Annotated in this window: 22 protein-coding genes and 1 tRNA gene; 8 read left to right on the top strand and 15 right to left on the bottom strand. The window is 65.4% G+C overall.

Annotation, left to right across the window (positions count from 1 at the left end; all coding sequences use genetic code 11):
• The first annotated feature begins 144 nt into the window (after nt 1-144).
• Nucleotides 145-360, top strand: coding sequence for a helix-turn-helix transcriptional regulator (locus tag LQ953_RS04520; protein WP_231029478.1), 216 nt, complete (start codon nt 145-147; stop codon nt 358-360).
• A 1,126-nt stretch (nt 361-1,486) separates the two neighbouring features.
• Here the strand turns inward: LQ953_RS04520 and LQ953_RS04515 are convergent.
• Both LQ953_RS04515 and LQ953_RS04510 read right to left on the bottom strand, forming a co-directional pair.
• The gene (locus tag LQ953_RS04515; protein ID WP_231029477.1) at nt 1,487-2,650 is read right to left on the bottom strand and encodes a tyrosine-type recombinase/integrase; all 1,164 of its coding nucleotides are present in this window, start codon (nt 2,648-2,650) and stop codon (nt 1,487-1,489) included.
• A gap of 154 nt (nt 2,651-2,804) precedes the next feature.
• Nucleotides 2,805-2,895 (bottom strand) — tRNA-Ser (locus tag LQ953_RS04510).
• A gap of 77 nt (nt 2,896-2,972) precedes the next feature.
• Between LQ953_RS04510 and LQ953_RS04505 the strand changes: the two genes are divergently transcribed.
• The gene (locus LQ953_RS04505; RefSeq protein WP_231029476.1) at nt 2,973-3,842 is read left to right on the top strand and encodes a peptidylprolyl isomerase; all 870 of its coding nucleotides are present in this window, start codon (nt 2,973-2,975) and stop codon (nt 3,840-3,842) included.
• Nucleotides 3,843-3,981: 139 nt separating this feature from the next.
• On the opposite strand, the gene LQ953_RS04500 is transcribed toward LQ953_RS04505, so the two are convergent.
• From LQ953_RS04500 to LQ953_RS04485, 4 genes are read right to left on the bottom strand one after another with little or no spacing between them, the layout of a single operon-like run.
• Nucleotides 3,982-4,575, bottom strand: a complete 594-nt coding sequence (locus LQ953_RS04500; protein ID WP_231029475.1) for an ABC-type transport auxiliary lipoprotein family protein — start codon at nt 4,573-4,575, stop codon at nt 3,982-3,984.
• A gap of 8 nt (nt 4,576-4,583) precedes the next feature.
• On the bottom strand, nt 4,584-5,552 hold the full coding sequence (locus LQ953_RS04495; protein ID WP_231029474.1) for an MlaD family protein: 969 nt from the start codon (nt 5,550-5,552) through the stop codon (nt 4,584-4,586).
• Complete coding sequence (locus tag LQ953_RS04490; protein ID WP_231029473.1) at nt 5,552-6,367, bottom strand: ABC transporter ATP-binding protein; 816 nt, start codon at nt 6,365-6,367, stop codon at nt 5,552-5,554. The genes LQ953_RS04495 and LQ953_RS04490 overlap by 1 nt, the downstream gene beginning before the upstream one ends.
• Nucleotides 6,367-7,473 carry an ABC transporter permease gene (locus LQ953_RS04485; protein ID WP_231029472.1) on the bottom strand — a complete coding sequence of 369 codons (1,107 nt, stop codon included), beginning with the start codon at nt 7,471-7,473 and terminating at the stop codon, nt 6,367-6,369. The genes LQ953_RS04490 and LQ953_RS04485 overlap by 1 nt, the downstream gene beginning before the upstream one ends.
• Before the next feature lie 82 nt (nt 7,474-7,555).
• Here LQ953_RS04485 and LQ953_RS04480 point away from each other — a divergent pair, with 82 nt between their 5' ends.
• Together LQ953_RS04480 and LQ953_RS04475 are read left to right on the top strand one after the other, a co-directional pair.
• Nucleotides 7,556-8,227: an HAD family hydrolase gene (locus LQ953_RS04480; RefSeq protein WP_231029471.1), complete on the top strand. Its 672-nt coding sequence runs from the start codon at nt 7,556-7,558 to the stop codon at nt 8,225-8,227.
• A 55-nt stretch (nt 8,228-8,282) separates the two neighbouring features.
• Nucleotides 8,283-8,753 carry a pyridoxamine 5'-phosphate oxidase family protein gene (locus LQ953_RS04475; RefSeq protein ID WP_231029470.1) on the top strand — a complete coding sequence of 157 codons (471 nt, stop codon included), beginning with the start codon at nt 8,283-8,285 and terminating at the stop codon, nt 8,751-8,753.
• 532 nt (nt 8,754-9,285) lie between these two features.
• Here the strand turns inward: LQ953_RS04475 and LQ953_RS04470 are convergent.
• The 3 genes from LQ953_RS04470 to LQ953_RS04460 form a co-directional block, all read right to left on the bottom strand.
• A complete protein-coding gene (locus LQ953_RS04470) occupies nt 9,286-10,491 on the bottom strand; it encodes a DUF445 domain-containing protein (RefSeq protein ID WP_231029469.1) in 1,206 nt (401 codons plus the stop codon).
• An 88-nt stretch (nt 10,492-10,579) separates the two neighbouring features.
• Complete coding sequence (locus LQ953_RS04465; protein WP_231029468.1) at nt 10,580-13,723, bottom strand: efflux RND transporter permease subunit; 3,144 nt, start codon at nt 13,721-13,723, stop codon at nt 10,580-10,582.
• 13 nt (nt 13,724-13,736) lie between these two features.
• A complete protein-coding gene (locus LQ953_RS04460; RefSeq protein ID WP_231029467.1) occupies nt 13,737-14,939 on the bottom strand; it encodes an efflux RND transporter periplasmic adaptor subunit in 1,203 nt (400 codons plus the stop codon).
• Nucleotides 14,940-15,253: 314 nt separating this feature from the next.
• Here LQ953_RS04460 and LQ953_RS04455 point away from each other — a divergent pair, with 314 nt between their 5' ends.
• On the top strand, nt 15,254-15,958 hold the full coding sequence (locus LQ953_RS04455; protein WP_231029466.1) for an SIMPL domain-containing protein: 705 nt from the start codon (nt 15,254-15,256) through the stop codon (nt 15,956-15,958).
• A gap of 72 nt (nt 15,959-16,030) precedes the next feature.
• Here the strand turns inward: LQ953_RS04455 and LQ953_RS04450 are convergent, their stop codons facing one another.
• The 3 genes from LQ953_RS04450 to LQ953_RS04440 all read right to left on the bottom strand — a co-directional run bounded on the left by LQ953_RS04450 (nt 16,031) and on the right by LQ953_RS04440 (nt 17,098).
• Nucleotides 16,031-16,282, bottom strand: a complete 252-nt coding sequence (locus tag LQ953_RS04450) for a GlsB/YeaQ/YmgE family stress response membrane protein (protein WP_231029465.1) — start codon at nt 16,280-16,282, stop codon at nt 16,031-16,033.
• 219 nt (nt 16,283-16,501) lie between these two features.
• The gene (gene sciP / locus LQ953_RS04445; protein ID WP_231029464.1) at nt 16,502-16,801 is read right to left on the bottom strand and encodes a CtrA inhibitor SciP; all 300 of its coding nucleotides are present in this window, start codon (nt 16,799-16,801) and stop codon (nt 16,502-16,504) included.
• A 30-nt stretch (nt 16,802-16,831) separates the two neighbouring features.
• The gene (locus LQ953_RS04440; RefSeq protein ID WP_231029463.1) at nt 16,832-17,098 is read right to left on the bottom strand and encodes a hypothetical protein; all 267 of its coding nucleotides are present in this window, start codon (nt 17,096-17,098) and stop codon (nt 16,832-16,834) included.
• A 194-nt stretch (nt 17,099-17,292) separates the two neighbouring features.
• Between LQ953_RS04440 and mnmA the strand changes: the two genes are divergently transcribed.
• A complete protein-coding gene (mnmA, locus tag LQ953_RS04435; RefSeq protein WP_231029462.1) occupies nt 17,293-18,402 on the top strand; it encodes a tRNA 2-thiouridine(34) synthase MnmA in 1,110 nt (369 codons plus the stop codon).
• A gap of 18 nt (nt 18,403-18,420) precedes the next feature.
• Here mnmA and LQ953_RS04430 read toward each other — a convergent pair whose 3' ends face one another.
• The 3 genes from LQ953_RS04430 to pdxH are packed head-to-tail and all read right to left on the bottom strand — an operon-like array spanning nt 18,421 to nt 20,752.
• Nucleotides 18,421-19,212 carry a PhzF family phenazine biosynthesis protein gene (locus tag LQ953_RS04430; RefSeq protein WP_231029461.1) on the bottom strand — a complete coding sequence of 264 codons (792 nt, stop codon included), beginning with the start codon at nt 19,210-19,212 and terminating at the stop codon, nt 18,421-18,423.
• Nucleotides 19,212-20,180, bottom strand: a complete 969-nt coding sequence (locus LQ953_RS04425) for a cation diffusion facilitator family transporter (RefSeq protein ID WP_443026541.1) — start codon at nt 20,178-20,180, stop codon at nt 19,212-19,214. The genes LQ953_RS04430 and LQ953_RS04425 overlap by 1 nt, the downstream gene beginning before the upstream one ends.
• Nucleotides 20,177-20,752, bottom strand: a complete 576-nt coding sequence (pdxH, locus tag LQ953_RS04420) for a pyridoxamine 5'-phosphate oxidase (protein WP_231029460.1) — start codon at nt 20,750-20,752, stop codon at nt 20,177-20,179. Before pdxH ends, LQ953_RS04425 begins: the two co-directional genes overlap by 4 nt.
• A 136-nt stretch (nt 20,753-20,888) precedes the next feature.
• Between pdxH and ku the strand changes: the two genes are divergently transcribed.
• Together ku and ligD are read left to right on the top strand one after the other, a co-directional pair.
• The gene (gene ku, locus LQ953_RS04415; protein WP_231029459.1) at nt 20,889-21,815 is read left to right on the top strand and encodes a non-homologous end joining protein Ku; all 927 of its coding nucleotides are present in this window, start codon (nt 20,889-20,891) and stop codon (nt 21,813-21,815) included.
• Entirely contained in the window at nt 21,815-24,355 is a 2,541-nt protein-coding gene (gene ligD, locus LQ953_RS04410) for a DNA ligase D (protein ID WP_231029458.1), read from the top strand. The genes ku and ligD overlap by 1 nt, the downstream gene beginning before the upstream one ends.
• The last annotated feature ends 3 nt before the right edge of the window (nt 24,356-24,358 follow it).

Genomic DNA, 24,358 nt, shown 5'->3' with positions numbered 1-24,358 from the left:
GTGGAACATTACCCAACCGCCTCGGGCCCCGGTTGCACTACAAAGGTACCTGCGAGCACTTTAGAGTAGTTTTCGCCCTCCATGGTGCAGGTTCAAAATAGCCGAGGAAGCACCATCCAGGTGCGCCAGTCGTAAGAACCGCTGATGAAGACCAGCACCCCCGAGAGGATCCTCCGCCTCAAAACCGTCCTCGAACGCACCGGCCTCAGCCGCTCGACCATGTACCGCAAGATGCAGAACGGCACTTTCCCGAGGAACATTCAGATCAGCACCCGCTGCGCGGGCTGGCGTGAGTCCGCGATCAATCAGTGGATGCAGCATCCCATCTGCTATGAAGCGGAAACAGAAGGCGAGAGCTGAGGCGGGGGAGGGTAGGGTGGGGCTTACGCCGCTTCCCAGATTTCGCGGACTAAGTTGAGGGTGGTCCGGTAGCCATAAGCTGGGGGCCTCGCCTCGGCTACCGGTGAGCCCACGCGTGATCCTGATGCCATTTTCCTGCAAGCGCTACGATGGAGCCTAGGGCTTACACATATCGGACAGCGCCGCTTCCGCGACATCGGTCCTGCGCAAGCGCATGTCCAATCATGCTTTTCCCGCCCGGCTAACCCTCTCCGCGAGCTGCCGAGTACCACGACCAAGGTGCATCATAACATTTTCTGAGCCTCGGTGCGCTACATTGAGCCTGCCATGGCCTAACGTTCTTCCAATGGGGGAAAGCCAGGAATTGTGAACATGAAGACGTCATCGAACTCGGCTTCGTGAGCGCCGGCAGCAAGGGCCGTTTACCGAAAAAGGAAGAAATGGCGTTCTTGAACGCCGCGGACGGAATGAGCACCTCCCAAGCTTGGTTAGATGCCACGCCAGCCGCTTACGTTCGGACGGGGACACTGCGAGACTTTCGCGGCCGAGCGTTGCACGACGAACGCTTGACAGCTTCGCGCGGAAATAGTCGCTCGGAAGACGATAGCGCCGCTCGATACGCGCGAGCATCCCGAAGGATCTGACAGTGGCCGGCAGCTATGCGCCCGTTGCCCAGTCCCAAAATGTTTTGCAGGCAAAACAATCATCCGGCCGCGACAGCATTCGGTGAGAGCCAGCAACTCTCGCCATGGCGCGCTAGTTGGAGCGAGAAAGTCTCACCAGAGGGTGCAGGGTCCGTCCATTGAGAGGTCAGCGGTTCGGAAATGCGACGGCGGGTAAAGGTTTGCAGCCGCGTTTTAGCGGTACGATCGACGGAGTTGCGAGAGGCGCTGGCAGCAATTTGGCAGAAGGACTTATAGAAATGACAAGGAGGAACTCCTGAGCAGGGATTGCTCAGTCCATGACGATTCCGCACCCCCATTCCCGTGGCGCTAATGCCCTGACTCATTGTCGGGTCGGGCGCCGCCGCTGACAATATAAGGCATGAACCATGTCTGTCCTCAGGCCTTGGACAGCGGACATGCGAGGTTATATGCAGAGCCAAGACATCGTCATATTGCTTAAGCTAGCGAGTCTGGAAGCTCGAGCCTCTGCAGAATGCTGCCCAGTCGCGCATGAGCAGGCGACGCTTATCGAGGAAATCGGTACGGCGATAGGCAGCCTCCGCCTTGTTTGAGACCGTGTGGGCGAGCGCGGCTTCTGCGATCTCCCCTGAATAATCCGTCTGTTCGGCAACCCAGTCGCGAAACGCAGAACGAAATCCGTGCACTGTGACCGGAAGGCTCATGTCTCGCAGGATCTTGAGAAGGGTCATGTCGGACAGCGGTTTCTTCCCATTCTGGCCCGGAAACACCAGGTCGCTCGCGCCAGCCTTGAAGCTTCTGGCGCGCTCAAACACGGCGACGGCTTCGGGCGAGAGAGGCACGACATGGGGGCGTCCCATCTTCATGCGAGCGGCGGGGATCGTCCAAAGGCCGGCCGGCAAATCCAGCTCCGACCAGAGTGCGCCGCGTATCTCACCCGACCGCGCGGCTGTCAGAATGAACGCTTCCAACGCGAGCCGCCCAACGGACTCGCGTTCGCCAAGCTTCTCCACGAAATTCGGTACGTCCGCATAGGGCATTGCGGCGAAATGGCCGTCCTTCTTGGGCTGCCGTGGTAATCCCTTGGACAGCGACCGCATCGGCGCTTCGGTTGCGCGAAAGCCATTGGCGCAAGCCCAATCGAGAACCGTGCCGATGCGTTGCCGTACCCGCCTCGCCGTCTCCGGCTTGGAAAGCCAGATCGGGATCAGAACCTCCCGGATCGCGGGACCCTCGATCTTGTCCACCGTGAGGTCCCCGATCTTTGGGAAGGCGTAGGTGGTCAGTGTCGCAAGCCATTGGTTCTGGTGCTTGCCGTTCTTCCAAGCCTTTTCGTGCTCCTCGTGCACGAGTTTGGCCGCATCACGGAAGGTCGGGACAGTCTGCCGTTCCTGCTTTCGCTCCGCGACTGGGTCGATTCCCTGCGCGATCTTCTTGCGCATGACGAACGCAGAATCGCGTGCGTCCGCCAACGAGATGTTCTTCAGCGATCCCAGGCCGATTTCCCTTCGCCGCCCATTTGACTGAATCCGAAGAACCCATTTGCCGGCTGCTTTGCCGGTCACGTCGAGAAAAAGGCCGTCGCCATCGGCATATCGCCCCGGCTCAGCCAGTGAGCGTATCTTAAGCGCGGTGAGCTTTCCCATAACCCTCGCTCCCAAAATACCCATCATTTTACCCACCACATTGTGGTGGGAAGTGGTAGGATTGAGTGAAATCCGATGAGACGAAGAACGCCCGATTTCATGAGGTTTTATAGCGCTTTAAGGGGGTTTTGGCGAGCCCCCAAAGGGGCGTAAATGGCGGAGCGGGAGGGATTCGAACCCTCGATACGGTTTTGCCGTATACTCACTTTCCAGGCGAGCGCCTTCGACCACTCGGCCACCGCTCCGCATGCTCTGGAACGCGCGGCCCTAGCGTGCGCGGGCGGGCTAGGCAAGCTGGCTTTGCCATGTCAGTCTTCTGCCCATGCTCAAGTCCAGTCTCGCGCTTGCCGCGCTCGCCCTCGCGCCGCCCCTTCATGCCCAGACCGCGACACCCACGCCGGCAGACGCGATCGACACGGATTGGCGCGCGATCCCTGACGATGAGATCCTCGTCATCACGCTTCAGGGCGGGCGCCAGTCCATTCTGCGCCTCGCGCCGCGCTATGCTCCCGCGCATGTCGCCAATATCCGCAAGCTCGCCCAGGCGCATTGGTGGGACGGCACCAGCGTGTATCGCGTCCAGGACAATTACGTCACGCAATGGGGCGACGCGACCGAGAGCAAGCCGCTGCCGCCACTGGTGATCGCCAATCCGCCTGCCGAATATGAGTGGACTCGCTTCGACGGCGTCACCACCCTTGCCAGGCCGGACAGCTATGCCACCCGCACGGGCCACAGCGCCGATGGCTGGCCGCTCGCCACCGATGGCAAGGCGTCGTGGCTCACCCATTGCTATGGCATGGTCGGGGTCGCGCGCGATCTGGCGCCCAGCACCGGCAGCGGCGCCGAACTCTACACCGTCATCGGGCATGCGCCGCGCCATCTCGACCGCAACATCGCCGTCGTCGGCCGCGTGATCGAGGGCATGCAATGGCTTTCCAGCCTGCCGCGCGGCACCGGCGCGCTCGGCGTCTATGAAGGTGCCGGCGAGCGCACGCCGATCCTGTCGGTCCGCCTCGCCAGCCAGCTGCCCGAGGACGAGCGTCCCCGCTTCCAGTACCGTGCCACCGACAATCCCCGCTTCGCCGCCTGGATCCGCGCACGCGAGAATCGCGAGCCGCCCTTCTTCACCGTGCCGATGGGCGGCGCCGACATCTGCAACGCCCAGGCGCCGATCCGCCGGGCGCAGTAGGCGGGTACACCACGAGGAGTTCTCCGGCGCAGGTCGGAGCCAGCTGCAATGCACTTTGTGAGCGCGGTCTGCCGTAACGAACTACACGGCAACTGAGCCCGGACCTTCGCCGGGGCGCCAGGAGGGGCGAAGTTAGCCTTCAGCGCCCAACCCACTCCGCAACCTGCGCGGCAACCTGGTTGGCCGCCTGGTTCAGCGCGACGCCCACCGGAGCGGGCTCCACCACCGCCACGGGCACCCGCGCTTCGAAACGGCGCTTTTCGATCACCGTCTCGGGCCCGCGGGTCAGCGCCGCGTCATAGGTCACCACCGCCTCGCTCGTATCGGCATTGATCCCGAACGCGCGCAGCTCACCTTGAAGATAGGCGCCGGGATCCAGCTGCGACTGCCGCGTGCTCAGCACCAGCCGCCCGGTCTGCGCCGAGATGGTATCGCCCAGCAACCGTGCGAACAGCTGCGACGGCCGCTCCACCCACTGCGCATCCTTCACATAGGCCAGCGCGGTTCCGCCGGTATGCACCGGCACCCGCGAGGCGGCCAGTTCCTGCGGCACCGACGGCACCGACACGGTAATCGTCGCTGCAAGGTTGGAACGCTTCGATTCCCCCACCGGCAGCTGCACTGCGGGGCTCAGCGTCAGCAGCGATTCCGGCGTCTTGGCGCCAAATGAGATGCAGCCAGCCAGCGGCAGGGTGAGAAGGGGAAGGGCGAGGATCAGGGCGCGCTTGGTCATGGTGGTCCTCACTTCTTCTTGGGCTCATAATCGGGCAGCTTGGGCGATCCGATCAGGCTCGTCGCACCGCCCTGGTCCAGCTTTTCGGCGACCGAGGCCAGCGAGGTCGACATGACCCGCAGATCCTGGATCAGCTGACCCACTTCGGGGATGGTCTTCTTGGAAAACGCCTGCAGCCCCGGACGCGCGTCGCCGATCGTCTGGTCCAGCGTTTCCACGCTGCGCCCGGCCTGCTGGATCGTCTTGTTCAAGTTGTTGATCGTCGGGCGGATGTCGTTGGCCAGCACGCCGTTGGTGGTCGATGCCAGCTCGCCGATCTGCTGCGAGGCGATGCCCGCCTTCTGGATCGCGATGCGCGTCTCGGCCAGCGTCGCGGCAATCTCCGGCCCGCGATCGGCCAGCGCACGCGTCAGCCGGTTGGTGTTGGCCAGGATACCGGCGATCGAGTTCTGGTTGCGGTCGCCCAGCAGCTCGCCTAGCCGCTCGGTCAGGGTGGAGATGCGCTCCAGCAGCCGCGGCGCCGAGCTCAGCAGCGCACCCAGGCCGCCCTGCTTGGTCGGGATGATCGGCACGCCCAGCGGGCACGCCGCCTTGGGGTTCTGCTCGGGGCAGCGGATCGGCGGTGCACCCTTGGTCGCGCCGTCCAGCTGCACGGTGCTCGGACCCGTGAAGCTGCCCTGGATCGACGCAGTGGTCCCTTCCAGGATCGGCACTTCGGGCTTCACGCTCACGCGCACCCGCACCAGGCTGGGATCGGGCGCCCAGAACGAGATTTCCTTTACCTGCCCCGATGGCACGCCGGAGAAATTGACCGCGGAACCCGCGCTCAGCCCGTCGACGGCCTGCTTGAAGAAGATGTCATACTGCCGCTCGTCGCCGCCGCCCAGCCGCGCCAGCCAGACGATGAACAGCGCCAGCATCGCCAACAGGATCAGCACGACGCTGCCGACCAGCACATGGTTCGAACGCGTTTCCATCAGAGCCTCTTGTCCTGCGACGCCGGCTTCTCACCGGCACTGGCGACCGCGGCGCGACCGCGCGGACCGTTGAAATATTCCTGGATCCACGGATGATCCAGCGCGAGCAATTCGTCGATCGTGCCCACGGCGATAACCTTCTTGTCGGCCAGCACCGCCACCCGGTCGCAGATCGCATACAGCGAATCCAGATCGTGGGTGATCAGGAACACCGTCAGCCCCAGCGTCTTCTGGAGCGACAGCGTCAATTCGTCGAACGCGGCCGCGCCGATCGGGTCCAGACCGGCGGTCGGCTCGTCCAGGAACAGCAATTCGGGATCGAGCGCCAGCGCGCGAGCGAGCCCAGCCCGCTTCTTCATGCCGCCCGACAGTTCGGCGGGGTATTTCGGCCCGGCATCGGGCGGCAGGCCGGTCATCACCACCTTGTACGCGGCGATTTCCTGCAGCAGCGCGGCGTCCAGCCCGGGATAGAATTCCTGGATCGGCACCTGGACATTCTCGGACACGGTCAGCGTGGAGAACAGCGCGCCGCCCTGGAACAGCACGCCCCAGCGCTTGCGGATATTGACCGCCTCGGTCTCTTCGCGGCCGATCGTGTTCTCGCCGAACACTTCGATCGATCCTTCGTACGGCGTCTGCAGCCCGACGATGGAGCGCATCAGCACCGACTTGCCGGTGCCCGATCCTCCGACCACGCCCAGGATCTCGCCCCGCCGCACGTCCAGGTCCAGCCCCTCATGGACGACCTGTTCGCCAAAGCCGTTCTTCAGGCCGCGGACGCGGATAATGGTTTCGTCTTGTTCGCGCCGCGCCATCAGATCCAGCCAATCTCGCTGAAGAACACCGCGAAGAACGCGTCGAGCACGATCACCAGGAAGATCGCCTGGACCACCGCAATGGTCGTGCGGCTGCCGACCTGCTCGGCGTCGGCCTCGACCTGCATGCCCTGATAGCACCCGGAGACCGCGATGATCAGCCCGAACATCGGCGCCTTGATCAGCCCGACCCACAAATCGGTCAGCGGCACCACTTCGCGGATGCGCTGGATAAAGGTGATGAACGGAATGCCCAACGTCGCCCAGGACAGCAGCGCGCCGCCGAGGATTGCCACCACCGAGGCATAGAAGCCCAGCAGCGGCATCATCAGCACCACCGACAGCGTGCGCGGCACCACCAGCGCCTCCATCGGCGACACGCCGATCGTGCGCATCGCGTCGATCTCTTCGGTCAGCTTCATGGTGCCCAGCTGCGCGGCGAATGCCGACCCCGATCGCCCCGCGACCATGATCGCCGTCATCAGCACGCCCAGTTCGCGCAGGGTGATCCGCCCGACCAGGTTGATCGTGTACACCTCCGCGCCGAACTGGCGCAGCTGCACCGCGCCTTGCTGCGCGATGACGATGCCGATCAGGAAGCTCATCAGCCCGATGATGCCAAGCGCCGAAACGCCCACCACCTCGAACCGATGCACGGTGGCATTGAAGCGGAAACGCTTGGGATGCCTGGCCACGTTCCAGAACGCGATCAGCGTCGCGCCCAGAAAGCCGAGCAGGCCGACCATGGTCCGCCCGGCCGTGACCACCGCCTCGCCGATCTCGCCCAGAACCCGCGTAAACGGATCGGCATGCTTTCGCGGCAGCTCGATGGGATGCTCGGCGGCGGCTACCTGCTCCAGCAGATGCTGTTCGTCGGGCTGAAGCCCCTCGACTTGGCTGCCATGATCGCGGGCAAAACGGTGGATCAGCCAGGCGCCGACCGTGTCGATCCGCTCGACATCGCTCAGGTCCAGCCTGGCAACCGGTCCGTCGACGGCGTTCAGCCGGTCGGGCAGGTCGTGCAGGCAGGCGAGCGACAGATTGCCGCTGAACCGCAGCGTACCGCCACCGTCCTCGATTCGTTCGAAATTGGCGCTGCCCCTCATGATCTGCACCTTTCGGCGATTTACCTCCCCACGGCAAGCGTAAGCGCTGGCATGCCCCGTTCCGCCGCGTCTAGATGCGCCGATGCAGCATTTCGCAATCTATGACATGGACAAGACGATCACCGCCGCGCCTACCTGGACGCGCTTCCTGGTCCATGCCGCCCGTCGCCGCGCGCCGTGGCGGCTGGCGCTGCTTCCGGTCGTCGGCGTGGCCGGGCTGGCCTATCTGGTCAAGCGGCTCGACCGCGCCGGGCTCAAGCAATTCTCGCATCGCCTGCTGCTCGGCCGCACCCTTACACCGGCGCAAATCGAGCAGGTGGCCGAAGGCTTTGCCGCGCACGAGGCGGAGTATGGCGTGCTCCAGGGCGCACGCGAACGCATCGCGCAGGACCGCGCCGACGGGTACCGGCTGGTGATGGCAACCGCCTCGCACGGCTATTACGCGGCCGGCATCGCCCGCCGTCTCGGCTTCGACCATGTCGTTGCCACCCAGGCGCGGCGTAGCGAGGGCGGTGACATCCTCTCGCTGCTCGATGGCGAGAACTGCTACGGCCCGGCCAAGCTGGTGATGGTAGAAGCCTGGCTGGCAGGGCAGGGGCTCGACCGGCGCGACTGCCATATCCGCGCCTATTCCGATCACGTTTCCGACGCCCCGCTGCTCGCCTGGGCGGACGAGCCCTTCGCGGTCAACGCCCACGCGCCGCTGATCAGCCTCGCCAAGGCAAAGGGGTGGCCGCTGCTCGATTGGCGCTAAGAACCTAAAGAGCCACGGCAGGCGTTGATTGCGCGACCTTCGAAGGAGTGCCGCAATGCCCAAGACCCTCGGCGAATTGGCGAGAATCGTCAAAGACATCGATTTCGCAATGCTTTCCACCCATTCGGACGGCGGCACCATCGCCGGCCGGCCGATGAGTAACAACCGCGACGTCGATTATGACGGCGACAGCTGGTACTTCGCCTGCGAAGACACCCGCGTCGTCCGCGAACTGCGCGCCGATCCCAAGGTCGGGCTCGGCTTCCACGGCAAGGGCGGCATGCTCGGCATGAAGCCGGTCTTCATCCATATCGAAGGCGAAGCCCGCATCATCCAGGACAAGGCGCAGTTCGAGGCGCACTGGACCCCCGACCTGGAACGCTGGTTCAAGGACGGCATCGATACCCCGGGCCTCGTCCTCATCAACGTCCAGGGCACTCGCCTCCACTATTGGGACGGCGAGGAACAAGGCGAACTGGTCCTGACCGGCGCCACAGCCGATACGGTCGCTACGGCGACCAGCTAGTTTATTCGTCACCCCGGCCTTGAGCCGGGGTCCCGCTGCCTTGCTTTGGAAGAAGAAGGAAGAAGCGGGATCCCGGCTCAAAGCCGGGATGACGGATGTGCGCCATGCGGGCTCTACATTACCGTATCCCCACCAGTTCCCCGGCGAAGGCCGGGGCCCAGCCTCGGCATCCCCCGAAAAGGCACCCCGCCTTCGCGGCGTCATGGCAACTGAGCCCCAGCCTTCGCCGGGGAACTGTTAAGTGGCCCCAAGAAAGGCTCTGCCGTCCCACCATCCAGCCCTAAGCCAAAGTCCCGCTCCAAAATCCTCCCCCGGAGGGAGCACCGGGTCGGATTGCCCCGGCAATCCAAGCTCGTGCCGGGGGCACGAGCGACCCGGCGCTGTGGCAGCCCGCAGGGCTGACGGAGGGGTAGCTATCCACCAGCCACGCCACTCGAGGCGAACTACTCCTCCACCAGCTTCTCTGGTCCCCCTCCACCTTCAGGGGAGGACTAGCTTAGTGCCCACTTGATACCGGGAGCCTAAGCATCCCTCACAACAACACATCCACCGCGTGAATCCCCAGGCCAACCAGCCCGCCCACCACCGTGCCGTTGATCCGAATATACTGAAGGTCACGCCCCACGACATTCTCCAGCCGCCCCGTGACCGTCTGCGCGTCCCACCCGCGGATGGTGTCGGACACCAGCCGCACGATCCCGTCGCCATAATCGGACGCCGCCCCCACCGCCGCGCGCCGCGCGAAGCGGTTGATCGTGCCGGCAAGCCGCGCGTCGCGCTGCAGCGTCTCGCCCAGCTGGCGCATCGCCGCGGCGAACTCGCCCTTTAGCATCGCATCGGGATTGCGCGCGATTCGCAGCATCGCCGCGCGCCCGGACTCCCAGATCCCCAGCCACCAGTCGGCCAGCGCAGGATTGTCGAGCAACTCGTTCTTCAGCGCTTCCAACCGCGCGCGCTTGTCGGGGTCGTGCTGCAGGTCGAACGCCAGCTGCGCCAACCCTTCCTCTGCCTTGGCGCGCAGCGGATGGTCGGGCTCTTCGGCCATGGCGGCGATCAGCTTGTGCAGCCCGTCGATGATCTTGTTGGCCAGCGTCTCGTCCAGCCCGGTCCAGCGCATCACCGCGCCCGAGCGTTCGTGCACCATTGCGCGGATCAGATGCTCATTGGCCTCCAGCACCTTGGCGGCCCAGCGGATCATGCCGTCGAGCAGCGGCCGGTGCCGGTCCTCGCGCATCGCGGTTTCCAGCGCCCTGCCGATCAGCGGCGCGACGGCCATCGCGCGCAGCCGATTGCCCAGCGCCTGCTTGGCCATGCCCCCAAGCCGCTCCTGGTCGAGCGACTCCAGCATGTCCGCCGCCAGCCGGCCGATGCCCGCGCGCAGCCGCCCGCGGCCCTCGCCCGGGTTGGCCAGCCAGCGTCCGGCAGCACCCGCCAGATCCAGCCGCTGCATCCGCCGCGCCACGACCTTCGGGATCAGGAAATTGTCGCGCAGGAACGTCCCCATCGTATCGGCGATGCGGTCCTTGTTGCGCGGGATGATCGCGGTGTGCGGGATGGGCAGGTGGAGCGGGTGGCGGAACAGCGCCGTCACTGCGAACCAGTCGGCGAGGCCACCCACCATCGCGGCTTCGGCAAAGGCGCGAACGAATCCGATTGCCGGATGGAGGCCTTCATACTGCCGGCTGGTCAGGAACACCGCCGCCATCAGCACCAGCAGGCCGGTGGCGAGCATCCGCATGCGCCGCAGCGCAGGCGGCACGGCATCAACGGAAAGGGGAGCGGGCGATACTCTCACCCGCTCCCCAATACTCGAATCGCCGGCAAGTTCATTCGGCGGGTTGCGGCGCGTCTCCCGGCTTGTGGTCGATCAGCCCGCCATGCGTGCCGATCAGCTTGCCATCGTCGCCGGGGCGATAGGTCAGCAGCCGCTTGCCGAGCCGCGGCCCCAGCCACTGCTCCAGCCCGACCGCCAGGCTGAAGATGCCGGGCACGATCACCAGCGTCAGCAGCGTCGACACGATCAGACCGCCGATCACCACGATGCCCATCGGCGCGCGCCAGCTATTGTCGCCATCCAGCGACAACGCGGTCGGCACCATGCCCGCGACCATTGCGACCGTCGTCATCACGATCGGCTGGGCCCGCTTGTGACCGGCATCCAGGATCGCGTCGAACTTGCGCACGCCCTTTTCCATCTCCTCCAGCGCGAAGTCGATGAGCAGGATCGAGTTCTTGGCCACGATCCCGAACAGCATCAGGATGCCGATGAACACCGGCAGCGACAGCGGGTTGCCGGTCATCATGAGCGCAATGAGCCCGCCCAGCGGCGCCAGCAGCAGCGACCCCATGTTCACCAGCGGCGACATGAAGCGGCGATACAGCAGCACCAGCACCGCGAAGACCAGGAAGATGCCCGAACCCAGCGCGACGAAGAAGTTGTTGAGCATCTCCGCCTGCCACTTGGCCTGGCCCACCGTCATTTGGCCGACGCCGACCGGCAGGTTCTTCATGGTCGGCAGCTGGTTGATCTTCTGCATCACCTCGTTGTTGACGTACGGCTTGCCCGTGGCCGGGTTCATGGCCAGGTCGGCGCCCACCACCAGCCGGCGCTGAAGGTTCAGGCGCTCCACCTTGGTCGGACCCGCGCCAAAGCCGATATCGGCAACCACCGACAGCGGCACCGATCCGCCGGTCTGGGTCTGCACCGGCATGTTCTGGATGGTCGACAGCTTTGCGCGCGCATCCTGATTGAGCGCCACCCGGATCGGGATCTGACGGTCGGACAGCGAGAATTTCGCGCTGTTCTGGTCGATGTCACCTAGTGTGGCGATGCGGATCGCGCTCGACAGCGCCGCCGTCGTCACGCCCAGGTTCGCCGCCAGGTCGAGCCGCGGCTTGATCACGATCTCCGGGCGCTGAAGGTCGCCGGCGACGCGTGGCGCCACCACTTCCTTCATGCCGCCCATTTCCTTGACCAGCTTGTTGGCGGTTTCGTTGAGCAGGACCGGGTCCTCGCCGCCCAACGTCACGGTCAGGTCGCGGCCCGAGGATCCCCAGCCGAACTGCGAGCGGAAGTTCACCCGCGCGTCGGGAATGGCGACCAGCTTAGGCGCCAGCCGCTTCTCGAACTCGGTGGAGGTTTCGGTGCGGTCTTCCTTCAGGTTCGCGGTCACCCGGCCATTGCCCACAAAGCTGCGGGCATAGACATTGGTGACGCCCGGCTCGGCCTTGAGCAGGTCGGCGACCTGCGTCACCACCCGGTGCGTGTCGGCCAGCGGCGTGCCCGGCACCATCTCGATGGTCGCGGTCACGCTTTCCTGGTCCTGCGCGGGCTGGAACGTCATCGGCAGCATCGCGAAGCAGGCGATGGTCGCGCCAAACGCCACGATGAACGCCACCACCACCGACCAGCGGTGCAGCAGCGTCCAGCGCAGCAGCTTGATGTACCCGTTCATCAGCATGCCTTCGCCGTGGGTCGCCTGGCCATGCGCCTTGAGGAAATAGGCCGCGATCATCGGTGTCAGCAATCGCGCGACCGCCAAACTCATCAGCACCGACGCGACCACGGTCAGGCCGAAATTCTTGAAGAACTGGCCCGAAATGCCCGGCATCAGCCCAACCGGCAGGAACACCGCGACAATCGACATGGTGGTGGCGAGCACCGCCACCCCGATCTCGTCGGCGGCGTCGATCGATGCCTGATACGCCGATTTGCCCATGCGCATGTGGCGCACGATGTTCTCGATCTCCACGATCGCATCGTCCACCAGCACGCCCGCCACCAGGCTCAATGCCAGCAGCGTCATCTGGTTCAGCGTGAAGCCCAGCATGTCCATGAACCAGAAGCTGGGGATCGCCGACAGCGGGATCGCCAGCGCGGAGATCACCGTCGCCCGCCAGTCGCGCAGGAACAGGAACACCACGATCACCGCCAGCACGGCGCCTTCCACCATCGCCTTCATCGCGGTGTTGAACTGCTCCTCGGCATATTTCGAGTTGTTGTTGAGCAGCTCGAACTTCACCTTGGGATTGCGCTTCTGGAGCTCCTCAAGCTTCTTCTCGGCCGCATGGAAGACCTCGACGTCAGAGGCACCCTTGGCGCGCTTGATGTCGAACGAGATCACCGGCTGGCTGTTATATTCGGCCGCGCTGCGCTGCTCGGCAAAGGCGTCCTTCACCGTGGCGATGTCGGCCAGCCGCACGGTACGCCCCGCGCCCGTCGAGATCTGCGTCTGGCTGAGCGCATAGGCGCTGGTGGCGTTGCCGACCACGCGCACCGATTGCTCGAAGCCCGAAATCTCAGCCCGTCCACCCGCCGCGTTCAAATTCACCTGGCGCAGCTGCTGGTTGACCTGGCTCGCGGTCAGCCCGACGCCCTGCAGCTTGGCCGGGTCCAGGATCACGCGGATCTCGCGGTTGACGCCGCCATTGCGATCCACCGAGCTCAGCCCGGTGACCGACAGCAGTTCCTTCGCCACCTGGTTGTCGATGTACCAGCTCAGCTCTTCCACCGTCATATCGGTGGCAAGCGCGGTGAAGCTCGCGATGTCGTTGTCGCTTGCCGTGTCGACGCGGCCGACCTGGGGCTCCAGGATGCCGTCGGGCAAGTCGCCGCGGATCTGCTGGATGGCGGAGCGGACATCCTCCACCGCGCGGTCGATCGGCGTACCGATCGCCAGCTGCACCACCGTCTGGGTGCTGCCTTCCTGCACGGTGGAATTGATCTCGTCGATGCCCTGAAGGCTGCGAACCGCCGACTCGACCTTTTGCGTGATCTGGTTCTCCAGCTCGCTCGGCGCAGCGCCGGGCTGGCCGATCGAAATCCACACGATCGGGAAGTCGATGTCGGGATCGTTGTTCACGTCCATGCGCATGAAGCTGACCAGCCCCGCGATGGTCAGGGCGATGAACAGCACAATGGGCGGCACCGGGTTGCGGATCGCCCAGGCCGAGATGTTCCGGAAGCTCATGGCAGCGTCGCCCTTATTTCAGCTTCTGAAGGTTCGGGATAACCTTCTGGCCGGGGTTGAGGAAGGCGCCAGCGGTCAGCACCACGCGTTCATTGCCCGAAAGGCCGCCGGTGATCGCCACGCCCTGCTCGGACACGTCGCCGGTGGTCACCGGCACGCGCACCGCTACGTTGTCGGTGTTCAGCGTATAGACGTAATTGCCTTGGCCATCGCTCTGCACCGCCGATTGCGGCAGCACGACCGCGGTCACGCCACCCGCGACGATGCGCGCGCTGGCAAAGCCGCCCGGGCGCAGCGCCGGATCATATTTCAGCGCGATGCGCGCAATACCTTGGCGGGTCTGCGGGTCGATCACCGGGGAAACCTGCCACACTTCGCCGTTGAAGGTCTTGGTGGTGCCGGTCGGCGTCACCTGGGCGCGCACGCCCGGGCGCAGCTTCTGAAGATCGGTCTCGGCCAGCTGCGTGCGCAGCTCCATCTGCCCGCCCTGCGCCATGCGGAACAGCGTGCCCGAACCCGAGCTGACGATCTGGCCCGGCTCCACCTGGCGCGTCAGCACCAGACCGGCGGCCGGCGCGCGGATGTCGAGCCGGCGGTTGCGCGCCTGGGTTTCGGAAAGCTGTGCCTGCGCCACGCGCAGCCGTGCCTGGGCCTGGTCGCGCGCGGCGGTGCGGCGGTCGATGTCCGCGCGCGAGATGAAGCCGTTTGCCACCAGCTGCTGGGCACGGGTAAGCTCGGCCTGGGCAAGCCGCAGGTCCGCCTGCGCCACTCGGATCGAGGCGGCCAGCGAATCGGCGGTCTGCGTCTGGACCGAGCGGTCGACGGTCGCGAGCACCTGGCCCGCGCCGACCCAGCTGCCCGGTTCCACCAGCACGCGCGTGACCAGCCCGCCTTCGCCTGCGACGCCCACTGGCATTTCGCGGCGTGCGGCCAGGCTGCCGGTGCCGGTCACCACCGTTTCCAGCGTGGTCTTGCCGGGTACGGCCACGGTGACGGTCGGGTTCTGCGATCCGCCTTTGGGTGCGGCAGCTGCCTTGGGATCCCCCTTCTTGGTGGCGTCGCCACCCTTGCCCAAGGCAAAGGCGGCGATCACGCCAATCACCAGGATCGCGATGCCCAGGATCCAGACCCACCGGCGGCTACGCCGCGGTGTTTCCTCGCCGATATACTCCAGCTGATCCTGCTGCCGTCCGAACATCCTACCCTCATAGTTCATATGCGCATCCACACGGCCACGGCCGTCCCCCGCCTTATGCAGAACTGTATTATCTGAATAAGGCACTGCCTACAAGTGCCTGTCGCGCCCCGGCTGTGGCTTGCCCTTCCCCTAGGTTTTCCGCAAGTGCCTGCGTGGTTTCGTGCAATAAACGCATCGCTGCGGTCCCTCCGACAAAGTTGCTGTTGCGCGCTATGTGCTCGGATCGCGGTGCAAATACTCGATCGGGCGCCGTTCATCCTTCATTCGGTTCGCGTGCGGCACGAATGGGAAGACCGGTTCCGAACAGGGAGACTACAGGAATGATTCGCCACATGATGCTCGCAACCGCGCTTGCCGCGGCAGCCACAGTGCCGGCCTTTGCGCAGGAGACGCGGCCCATGATCCTGGCCGAGGGCACGCTGCTCGACATCTCGGCCGAAGGCAGCACGACGCGTGTACCCGATCTCGCGGTGATCCAGGCGGGCGTGGTCACGCAGGCCGCGACCGCGGTGCAGGCGATGCAGGCCAACAGCGCCCGCATGGCCAGCGTGATCGCGGCGGTGCGCCAGTCGGGCATCGCAGAGCGCGATCTGCAGACCGCGGTCGTGTCGCTAAGCCCGGTCTATCGCAACGAAGACAACAAGCCGCCCGTGATCACCGGCTACCAGGCCTCGAATCAACTCACCGTGCGCTTTCGCGACGTGGCAAAGAGCGGCGCCATTCTGGACACGCTGGTGCGTCAGGGCGCGAACAACATTTCGGGTCCCAACCTGACGGTCGAGCAGCCCGAACCCGCGCTGGACGAGGCGCGTGCCGAGGCGGTGCGCAAGGCGCGCGCCCGTGCCGAGCTTTATGCCCGCGCCGCTGGCCTGAAGGTGGATCGGATCGTGTCGATCGTCGAAGCCAATGCCGATTACATGCCGGTGCTGATGGAGCCGCAAATGGTGCGCATGGCCTCTGCCGAGGCTGATACCCAGGTGGTGCCGGGTGAGCAGAAGCTTCGGGTTATGGTTTCGGTTCGCTTCCTGCTGAAATAAGGCGCGGGCCGCGCGCACACGAAAAAGGGGCCGCCCGACCGGGCAGCCCCTTTTTTGTCAGTAAGCTGGTGCTTAGCGGACGGCGCCGCGACGAACCAAGTTGACGATCGCAAGCAGGATGATCGCACCCACCAGCGAGGTCAGGAAGCTCGTAATGGTGATGCCGTCATTGATGCCGGTGCCGAACAGCAGGCTGGCAATGAACGCGCCAACGATGCCGACGATCACGTTGAGGAAAATGCCCTGCGAAGCGTCCGTGCGCATCACGATGCTTGCGAGCCATCCGACAACACCGCCGATGACGAGCCAAATAATGAGATTCATGACTAGTCCCTCCTTTTAACACGCCCGGCGGGCCGGGCAGACGTAGGGAAAAAGCCACAGAACTTATGTTGGTTCCGTCACGATATTTCGTCGAGGGCGCGGAACCTTCCTCTTGTCAAGCCGTGTCCAAAGAAAAAGCGGCCCGCCCCGGAGACGAGGCGAGCCGCTTAAGCCCGATGGGAGGGGGCTAGGCGTAGGAGGATGCCGCGCGCGCGGCCCTCAAAACTTCTGCTGGCGCTCGTAAAGCGAGCGATAATGCTGGATGCGAGTCACCCGAAGACCTGGCATACCCGAACGATCGATCGCGCGCTGCCACCCTGCGAATTCCTCGACGGTCAGGCTATAGCGCTCGCAGACTTCGTCCACGCTAAGCAGACCGCCATTCACGGCGGCGACGACTTCGGCCTTGCGCCGCACGACCCAGCGGGTTGTGGAGGGCGGCGGCAGCGTATCGATGGTCAGCGGCTCGCCGAGCGGCCCGATGACCTTTGCTGGACGGATCTTCTGGTTCTCAATCATTTCTATGCCTCTTCGGGGCTTCTGCCCCAGCTACGCAACTCGCGATCCCTTGTTATCCTGCGGTGCTTGAACATCGGCTAAAACGCCTAGGTTAACGCCGTCTTCATCTCGCTTGCCATCCGCTAGGGTCCACGCAGCCGCCTGGTGAAAGCACCCATGTCCCGGCGCCATTGCCGTGTCGGCAGGCGCTGCCATGCCGATCCGTGCCTGTACCCGTGCCGTGGGGCTCGCCGCCTGACGCGCCGCCACCCCCACCAGCAGCACGGCCAGTTCAGTCGGCATGGCTGTGACCGCCACGTCTCGATCCAGTCTGGCAAAGCTAAGGTCCAAGGGGATGGTTTCCGGTGCGACTTCGTTGGACGACCGGCTCTAGCGAAAGGGCATGAAGGGGCCGTAAAGGGCCTGCACACCAGCGCTTAACCCAGGTTTCCAATCTCTTTAGGATGCGCGCGGCTGGATCATTCCGGCACAAAAGCCTATGTGCGCACCCGATGATCCCCGCCGATTTCCAGCTTTCCCAGCCGCTTGCAGGGCGGCGTATCGTCGTCGCCATGTCGGGCGGCGTCGATTCCTCGGTCGTGGCGGCGCTCGCCGCGGCAAGCGGAGCCGAGACCATCGGCGTGACGCTCCAGCTCTACGATCATGGTGAGGCGGTGGGCCGCGCCGGCTCGTGCTGTGCCGGGCGCGACATCCGCGACGCGCGCGCGGTGTGCGACAAACTCGGCATCGCGCATTACGTCTTCGACCACGCCTCCAGCTTCAAGGAGACGGTGATCGACGACTTTGCCGACGAATATCTCGCCGGCCGCACGCCGATCCCGTGCGTGAAGTGCAACATGGGGCCCAAATTCACCGATTTGTTCGCGCTCGCTCGCGATCTCGGCGCCGACTGCCTCGCCACCGGCCATTATGTCCGCCGGGTCGAGGGTGCGCACGGCCCCGAACTGCACCGCGCGATCGATCCCGCACGCGACCAGAGCTACTTCCTGTTCGCTACCACCGCCGCGCAGCTCGATTTCCTGCGCTTTCCCTTGGGCGGCATGCCCAAGGCGCAGGTGCGCGAACTCGCGGCAGAGCTCGGCCTCGGCGTCGCGGCCAAGCCCGACAGCCAGGACATCTGCTTCGTCCCCGACCGCGACTATGCCAGCCTCGTCAAGAAGCTCCGCCCGGAAGCCGAGACCAGCGGCGACATCGTCGATGAAGCGGGCAGGGTGCTCGGCCAGCACAAGGGGCTGATCCACTTCACCGTCGGCCAGCGCCGCGGGCTGGAGATCGGCGGCGCGGCCGAACCCTATTACGTCCTGCGCCTCGACGCGGCGTCACGCCAAGTGATCGTCGGCCCCAAGCGCGCCCTCGCAGTCCGCGCCGCGCGCATCGACAACATAAATTGGCTCGGCGGCGACTATGGGGGCGACATGACGGTGAAGGTCCGCAGCCTCGCCAAGCCGGTCCCCGCCCGCCTGGACGGCGACCGCGTGCTGTTCGAAGCACCCGAATATGGCGTAGCCCCGGGTCAGGCCGCGGTTCTCTACGCCGGAGACCGAGTGCTCGGCGGCGGCTGGATTCAGGAAACAGAACGCGCCGAGCTGGAGCCTGCCTGATACGGGATAAGCTGTCGATTACAGCAGGAACTTGCCCTCGATAACGGTCACGCAGCGCCCCTTCAAAACAACGCGCGCACCCTCTACGGCACACTCCAGATGCCCCCCACGGGCACTCGCCTGGAACGCCGAGAACCGATCACGGCCCAACCGCTTCGCCCAGTAGGGCGCCAGCACCGCATGCGCCGATCCGGTCACCGGATCTTCGTCCAGCCCGACCGCCGGCGCGAACACCCGACTCACGACATCCACCCCGCCATCGCCCGGTGCGGTCACGATGTTGAGCGTGTTCCCCAACGCAGCCAGCGCAGCAAAGTCCGGCGTCAGCCCGCGGACAATGTCAGCGCTCTCCACCACCGTCAGGTCATATCCGCGAGGATGATGGAACGTCTCGCCCTGCACCCTCAGCGCCGCCAGCAGCCCCGGAACCTCGGCGGGCTCGGGCGCATAAGCCGGCAGCGCCATGGCATAGCCGTCGCCATCGCGCGCCACTTCCAGCACCCCGGACTGCCGGGTCCGGAACGTCACCCGCTCCCGCGCGCCATCGGCCAGAAGATAATGCCCGCTCGCCAGTGTCGCATGCCCGCACAGCGCCACTTCCACCGCCGGCGTGAACCAGCGCAGCTCGAAATCCGCCTCGCCACTGGCATCTGCCACGAAGAACGCCGTCTCCGACAGGTTGTTCTCCGCCGCGATCGCCTGCAGCACCGCGTCATCCAGCCAGCGCTCCAGCGGCACCACCGCCGCAGGGTTCCCGGCGAACGGCCGGTCGGCAAAGGCATCGATCTGGGCGAAGGGCAGGGCAGGCATCAGCGTTTCCGGAACCAGTGGGGAGTCACGTCCTCTTCGACCAGCGGGTTGTCGGTATCGACGTGCCCTTCGGGGTCGAGGTGGATCAGCACTTCGGTGCGTGGGAAGGCGGCGTGCAGCGCGTCCTCCACTTCCTCGACCACGTCATGCGCCTCGGCCACGCTCATGTCGCGCGCCACCACCATGTGGAACTGGGCAAAGGCATGGCCGCCCGATCGCCGCGTGCGGAAGTCATGGATGCCGCGCACCTCCGGGTTGCCGATCGCCACTTCGATGAAGCGCGACCGCTCATCCTCGGGCCATTCCTTGTCCATCAGCTGGTCGATCGCCTCGGCCGATGCCTTGAACGCGCCCCAGCCGAGCCACAGCGCGATGGCGATGCCGAACACCGCGTCCGCGCCCACCATCGTCAGATAGCGCTCCAGCACCAGGGCAAGGATCACCGACAGGTTCAGCAGGATGTCGCCCTGATAATGCAGGCTGTCCGCCTGGATCGCGACCGATCCGGTCTCGGCGATGATCCGCTTCTGGTACGACACCAGCGCAAAGGTCGCCAGGATCGCCACGCCCGACACGGCGATGCCCAGCCCCGGCTCGGACACCGGCGTGTCGCGCTGGAGCGAATGCACCGCACGCCAGCCGATCGCCAGCGCCGAGGCCGTGATCAACGCCACCTGGAACAGCGCGGCCAAAGCCTCGGCCTTGCCGTGCCCGAAGCGATGGTCATGGTCCGCCGGCGTCGCCGCCAGCCGCACGCCATACAACGTCACCAGCGACGCCAATACGTCCAGGCTCGAATCCGCCAGGCTGCCCAGCAGCGCGACCGAATTGGTCTGCCACGCCGCGATCGCTTTGAGCGCCAGCAACAGGATGGCCGTCGTCGCGCTCGCCATCGCGGCGCGCGCGGTCGTTTCGCTCAGCAGCCGCCGCTTCGACTTCGGTGCGTCGATCTGAACCGGAGCGTTCATGGGAACAACAGCCCCTCGCGCCAGCCCCCATCGGCAGGCACGAACAGCCGCCGCTCATGCAGCCGGTGCGCGCGATCCTGCCAGAACTCGATCTGCTCCGGGGTCACCCGCCAGCCGCCCCAATGCGGTGGCCGCGGCACGTCGCCGGCCTCGAATCGCGCCTGCACCTGCGCAAAGCGCGCCTCGAACGTCTCGCGCGCGTCCAGCGGCCGGGACTGGTCCGAGGCCCAGGCGCCCAGCTGCGAGTCGCGCCCGCGGCTGGCAAAATAAGCGTCGGATTCTGCGTCGCTCACCGGCGCCACAGGTCCTTCGATCCGCACCTGCCGCCGCAGCGACTTCCAATGGAACAGCAACGCCGCGCGCGGGCTCGCCGCCAGGTCCGCCGCCTTGCGACTCTCGCCATTGGTGTAGAACACGAAGCCCTCGGGTCCATGCCCCTTCAACAGCACCATCCGCACCGAAGGCTGCCCGCGCCCGTCCACCGTCGCCAGCGCCATGGCGTTGGGATCGTTGGGCTCGCTCGCCTGCGCCTCGGCAAACCACGCGTCGAACAGGGCAAAGGGATCGGTCATGCGGGAGCCCATACACAATCCTCCGGCGAACGGGGAGGGGGGCACCCTAAGATCCTCCGCCGGGGGGGGATCTCACCTTGGGAACGACTCCCTCCCTCGCGGATTGAATCGGTTTCGCAACGACGGGAGAGCGATCATGGCCGCGCGCGCCTATTGGCAGGGACAGATCCGGTTGGCGCTCGTCTCCATTCCGGTGGAAATCTATTCCGCCACCAAATCCGGCGCGCAGATCAGCTTCCACCAGATCCACGAACCCACCGGCAAGCGGATCAAATATGAAAAGGTCGCCCCCGGCGTCGGCCCCGTCGACGTGGACGAGATCGTGAAGGGTTTCGAGGTCGAGAAGGGCGAATATGTCCTGCTCGAACAGGACGAGATCGACGCGGTGAAGCTCGAATCCAAGAAGACGCTCGAGCTCACCCAGTTCGTCGACGCGCACGAGATCGACGTGCTCTATTACGAGAAGCCCTATTTCGTCGTGCCCGCGGACGACCTCGCCGAGGAAGCGTTCATCGTCCTTCGCGAGGCGCTGCGCCGCTCGAAGAAGGTGGGGCTGGGCCAGCTCGCCATGCGCGGCCGCGAATATGTCGTCAGCTTAAAACCGTGCGGGCGCGGCATGGTGCTGGAAACGCTGCGCTACGCCGATGAGGTCAACAAGGCGCAGGGCTATTTCCGCGACATTCCCGATGCCGAACCCGATGCCGAGTTGCTCGATCTCGCGACCACGCTGATCGACAAGAAAGCCTCGAAATTCGATCCCCAGGAATTCCACGACCGCTATGTCGACGCGCTGCGCGATCTGATCGAGCGCAAGAAAAAGGCCAAGGGCAAGAAGATCATCGAGGAGGAAGGTGAGGCGCCCAGCCGCGGCTCCAACGTCGTCGACCTGATGGCCGCGCTCAAGAAGTCGCTGGAGAAGCCCGGCGCCGCCAAGGATCCCGAAGTCAAGAAGACTCCGGCCAGGAAGAGCGCGCCTAAGGCAGCCAGCGATAAGCCCGCCGCGCCGCGCGCCGGCAGCCGCAGCAGCGCCGCCAAGAAGGCGCCGGCACGCAAGCGCGCCTGATGGCCACGCTCGACCCCCTCGCCAAATACAACGCCAAGCGCGACTTCACGCAGACCGCGGAGCCGTCCGGCACCGTCGCGCCCACCGGCGGCAACCGCTTCATCGTCCAGAAGCACGACGCCACGCGCCTCCACTGGGACTTCCGCCTGGAGGTCGATGGCGTGCTCAAAAGCTGGGCGGTCACCCGCGGCCCCAGCCTCGATCCCGACGAAAAGCGCCTCGCCGTCCGCACTGAGGACCATCCGCTCTCCTATGCCGATTTCGAGGGGACGATCCCCAAGGGTCAATATGGCGGCGGCACGGTGATGCTGTGGGACGACGGCTTCTGGGAGCCGATCGAAGGCAAGTCCGCCAAGGATCTTGAGAAAGGCCATCTCCACTTCCGCCTCGATGGCGAGCGGATGAAGGGCGAATGGCTGCTCATCCGCCTCAAGCCCCGCGCCAAGGAAAAGAACGAGAACTGGCTCCTGCGAAAGATCAACGATGAATATGCCGGCGCCACCGACTATCTGGTCGAAACGGGGCTGACGAGCGTCCACACCGGCCGCACCATGCAGGAAATCGCCGAGGGGAAGAAGGGAAAGAAGATCCTTCCCCGGAGGGGGAGGGGGACCAGCGAAGCTGGTGGAGGGGTAGTTTCCACAAGCGATAAAGCGCGCGGCACTCACCCCTCCACCACCGCTGCGCGGCGGTCCCCCTCCGCGTCCCGGGGAGGTTCTAAGCACGCAAAGCTCCCCGAATTCACCGCCCCCCAACTCGCCACCCTGGTCGACACCGTCCCCACCGGCACCGCCTGGCTCCACGAAGTAAAATATGACGGCTACCGCGCCCTGATCGCCATCGGCACCAACGCCGCCAAGATCTACACCCGCTCAGGGCTCGACTGGACCGACAAGTTCCCCGGCATCGCCCAGGCCGCCGCCACGCTCCCGCCCGGCACGCTGCTCGACGGCGAAATCGTGGCGTTCAAGAACGGCAAGCCCGATTTCTCGACACTCCAGGAGGCGATCTCGGCCGGCGGCAACGACCTGACCCTGTTTGCCTTCGACCTGCTCGCCGCCGCTGGCGAGGACGTTACCAAGCTTCCCCAGCTCGAGCGCAAGGAGCGTCTGCGTACCGTGGTCGAGGGGGCCGACCCGCGCATCCAGTTCTCCGAACATATCGTCGGCAATGGCGAAAAGCTGTTCGAGACGATGTGCGCGCAGGGCTATGAGGGCATCGTCTCCAAGCGCGCCGACGCGCCCTATCGCGGCACTCGCACCAAGTCCTGGCTCAAGGTGAAGTGCATCCACCGCCAGGAATTTGTCATCATCGGCTGGACGCCCTCCGCTGCAAAGGGCCGCGGCTTCCGTTCGCTGCTGCTCGGCCTCAACACACCCGACGGGCTGCGCTACGCCGGGAAGGTCGGCACCGGCTTCAGTACGCAGACGCTCCACGACCTGCGCGAGCGCTTCGACAAGATCGAAGCCGACAAGCCCGCGGCCGCGGTTCCCAAGGCTGAAGCCCGCGGCGCGCATTGGCTCAAGCCCAAGCTGGTCGCCGAGATCGCCTTTGCCGAATTCACGGCCGAGAACGTCGTGCGCCACGGCAGCTTTCTCGGCCTGCGCGAGGACAAGCAGGCGAAGGACGTTGTTCCCGAGCAGCCCGCCCCGCTGCCCGATGTGCCGGCGCTGCCCGAAACTCATATCAAGATCAGCAGCCGCGACCGGGTGATCTACCCCGAATCCGGCCTCACCAAGGGCCAGCTCGCCGACTATTACCAGGCGATCGCCCCCGTCGCGCTGCGCTGGCTGGCCAACCGCCCGATCAGCCTGGTCCGCTGTCCGCAGGGCCGCGCCAAGCAATGCTTCTTCCAGAAGCACGACGCCGGCAGCTTTGGTGACGACGTCCACCATGTCGATGTGCGCGAAAAGGACGGCTCGACTCAGCCCTATCTGTATGTCGACAATGTCGACGGCATCATGGCCTGCGTCCAGATGGGCACCATCGAATTCCATGGCTGGGGGGGCCCGGTCGCCGATATCGAAAAGCCCGACCGCCTCGTTTTCGATCTCGATCCCGACGAGGGGCTCGACTTCGAAATGGTCAAGAAAGCCGCCGAAGAGCTGAAGGGCCATCTCGCCGATATCGGCCTCACCAGCTGGCCGCTGCTCTCGGGCGGCAAGGGCGTCCATGTCGTCGTGCCGCTGGTACCTCAGGCCGACTGGCCGGCGGTGCGCTCCTTTGCCGAACGCTTCGCCCGCGCGCTCGCCCAAGCCGAGCCCGACCGCTACACCGCCAATCTCAAAAAGGTCACGCGCAAGGGCAAGATCTTCATCGACTATCTGCGCAACCAGCGTGGTGCGACCGCAGTCCTCCCCTACGTCGCCCGTGCGCGCGAGAACGCGCCGGTCGCCGCGCCGGTCACCTGGACCGAGTTGCGCGGCCTCGACACCCCCAAGCGATACACCATCCGGGACGCCGCCGAACTGTTGGAACGCGCTGCCTCCCGCGCACTCACCGGCTGGGGGGAGGCTGACCAGACGCTGCCCGATCTCTGACGG

Origin of the sequence: Sphingomonas sp. IC-56, assembly GCF_021043375.1 — a bacterium.
In the GTDB taxonomy this organism is placed as follows: domain Bacteria; phylum Pseudomonadota; class Alphaproteobacteria; order Sphingomonadales; family Sphingomonadaceae; genus Sphingomonas.
This window is presented reverse-complemented; position numbering and strand designations above follow the sequence as displayed.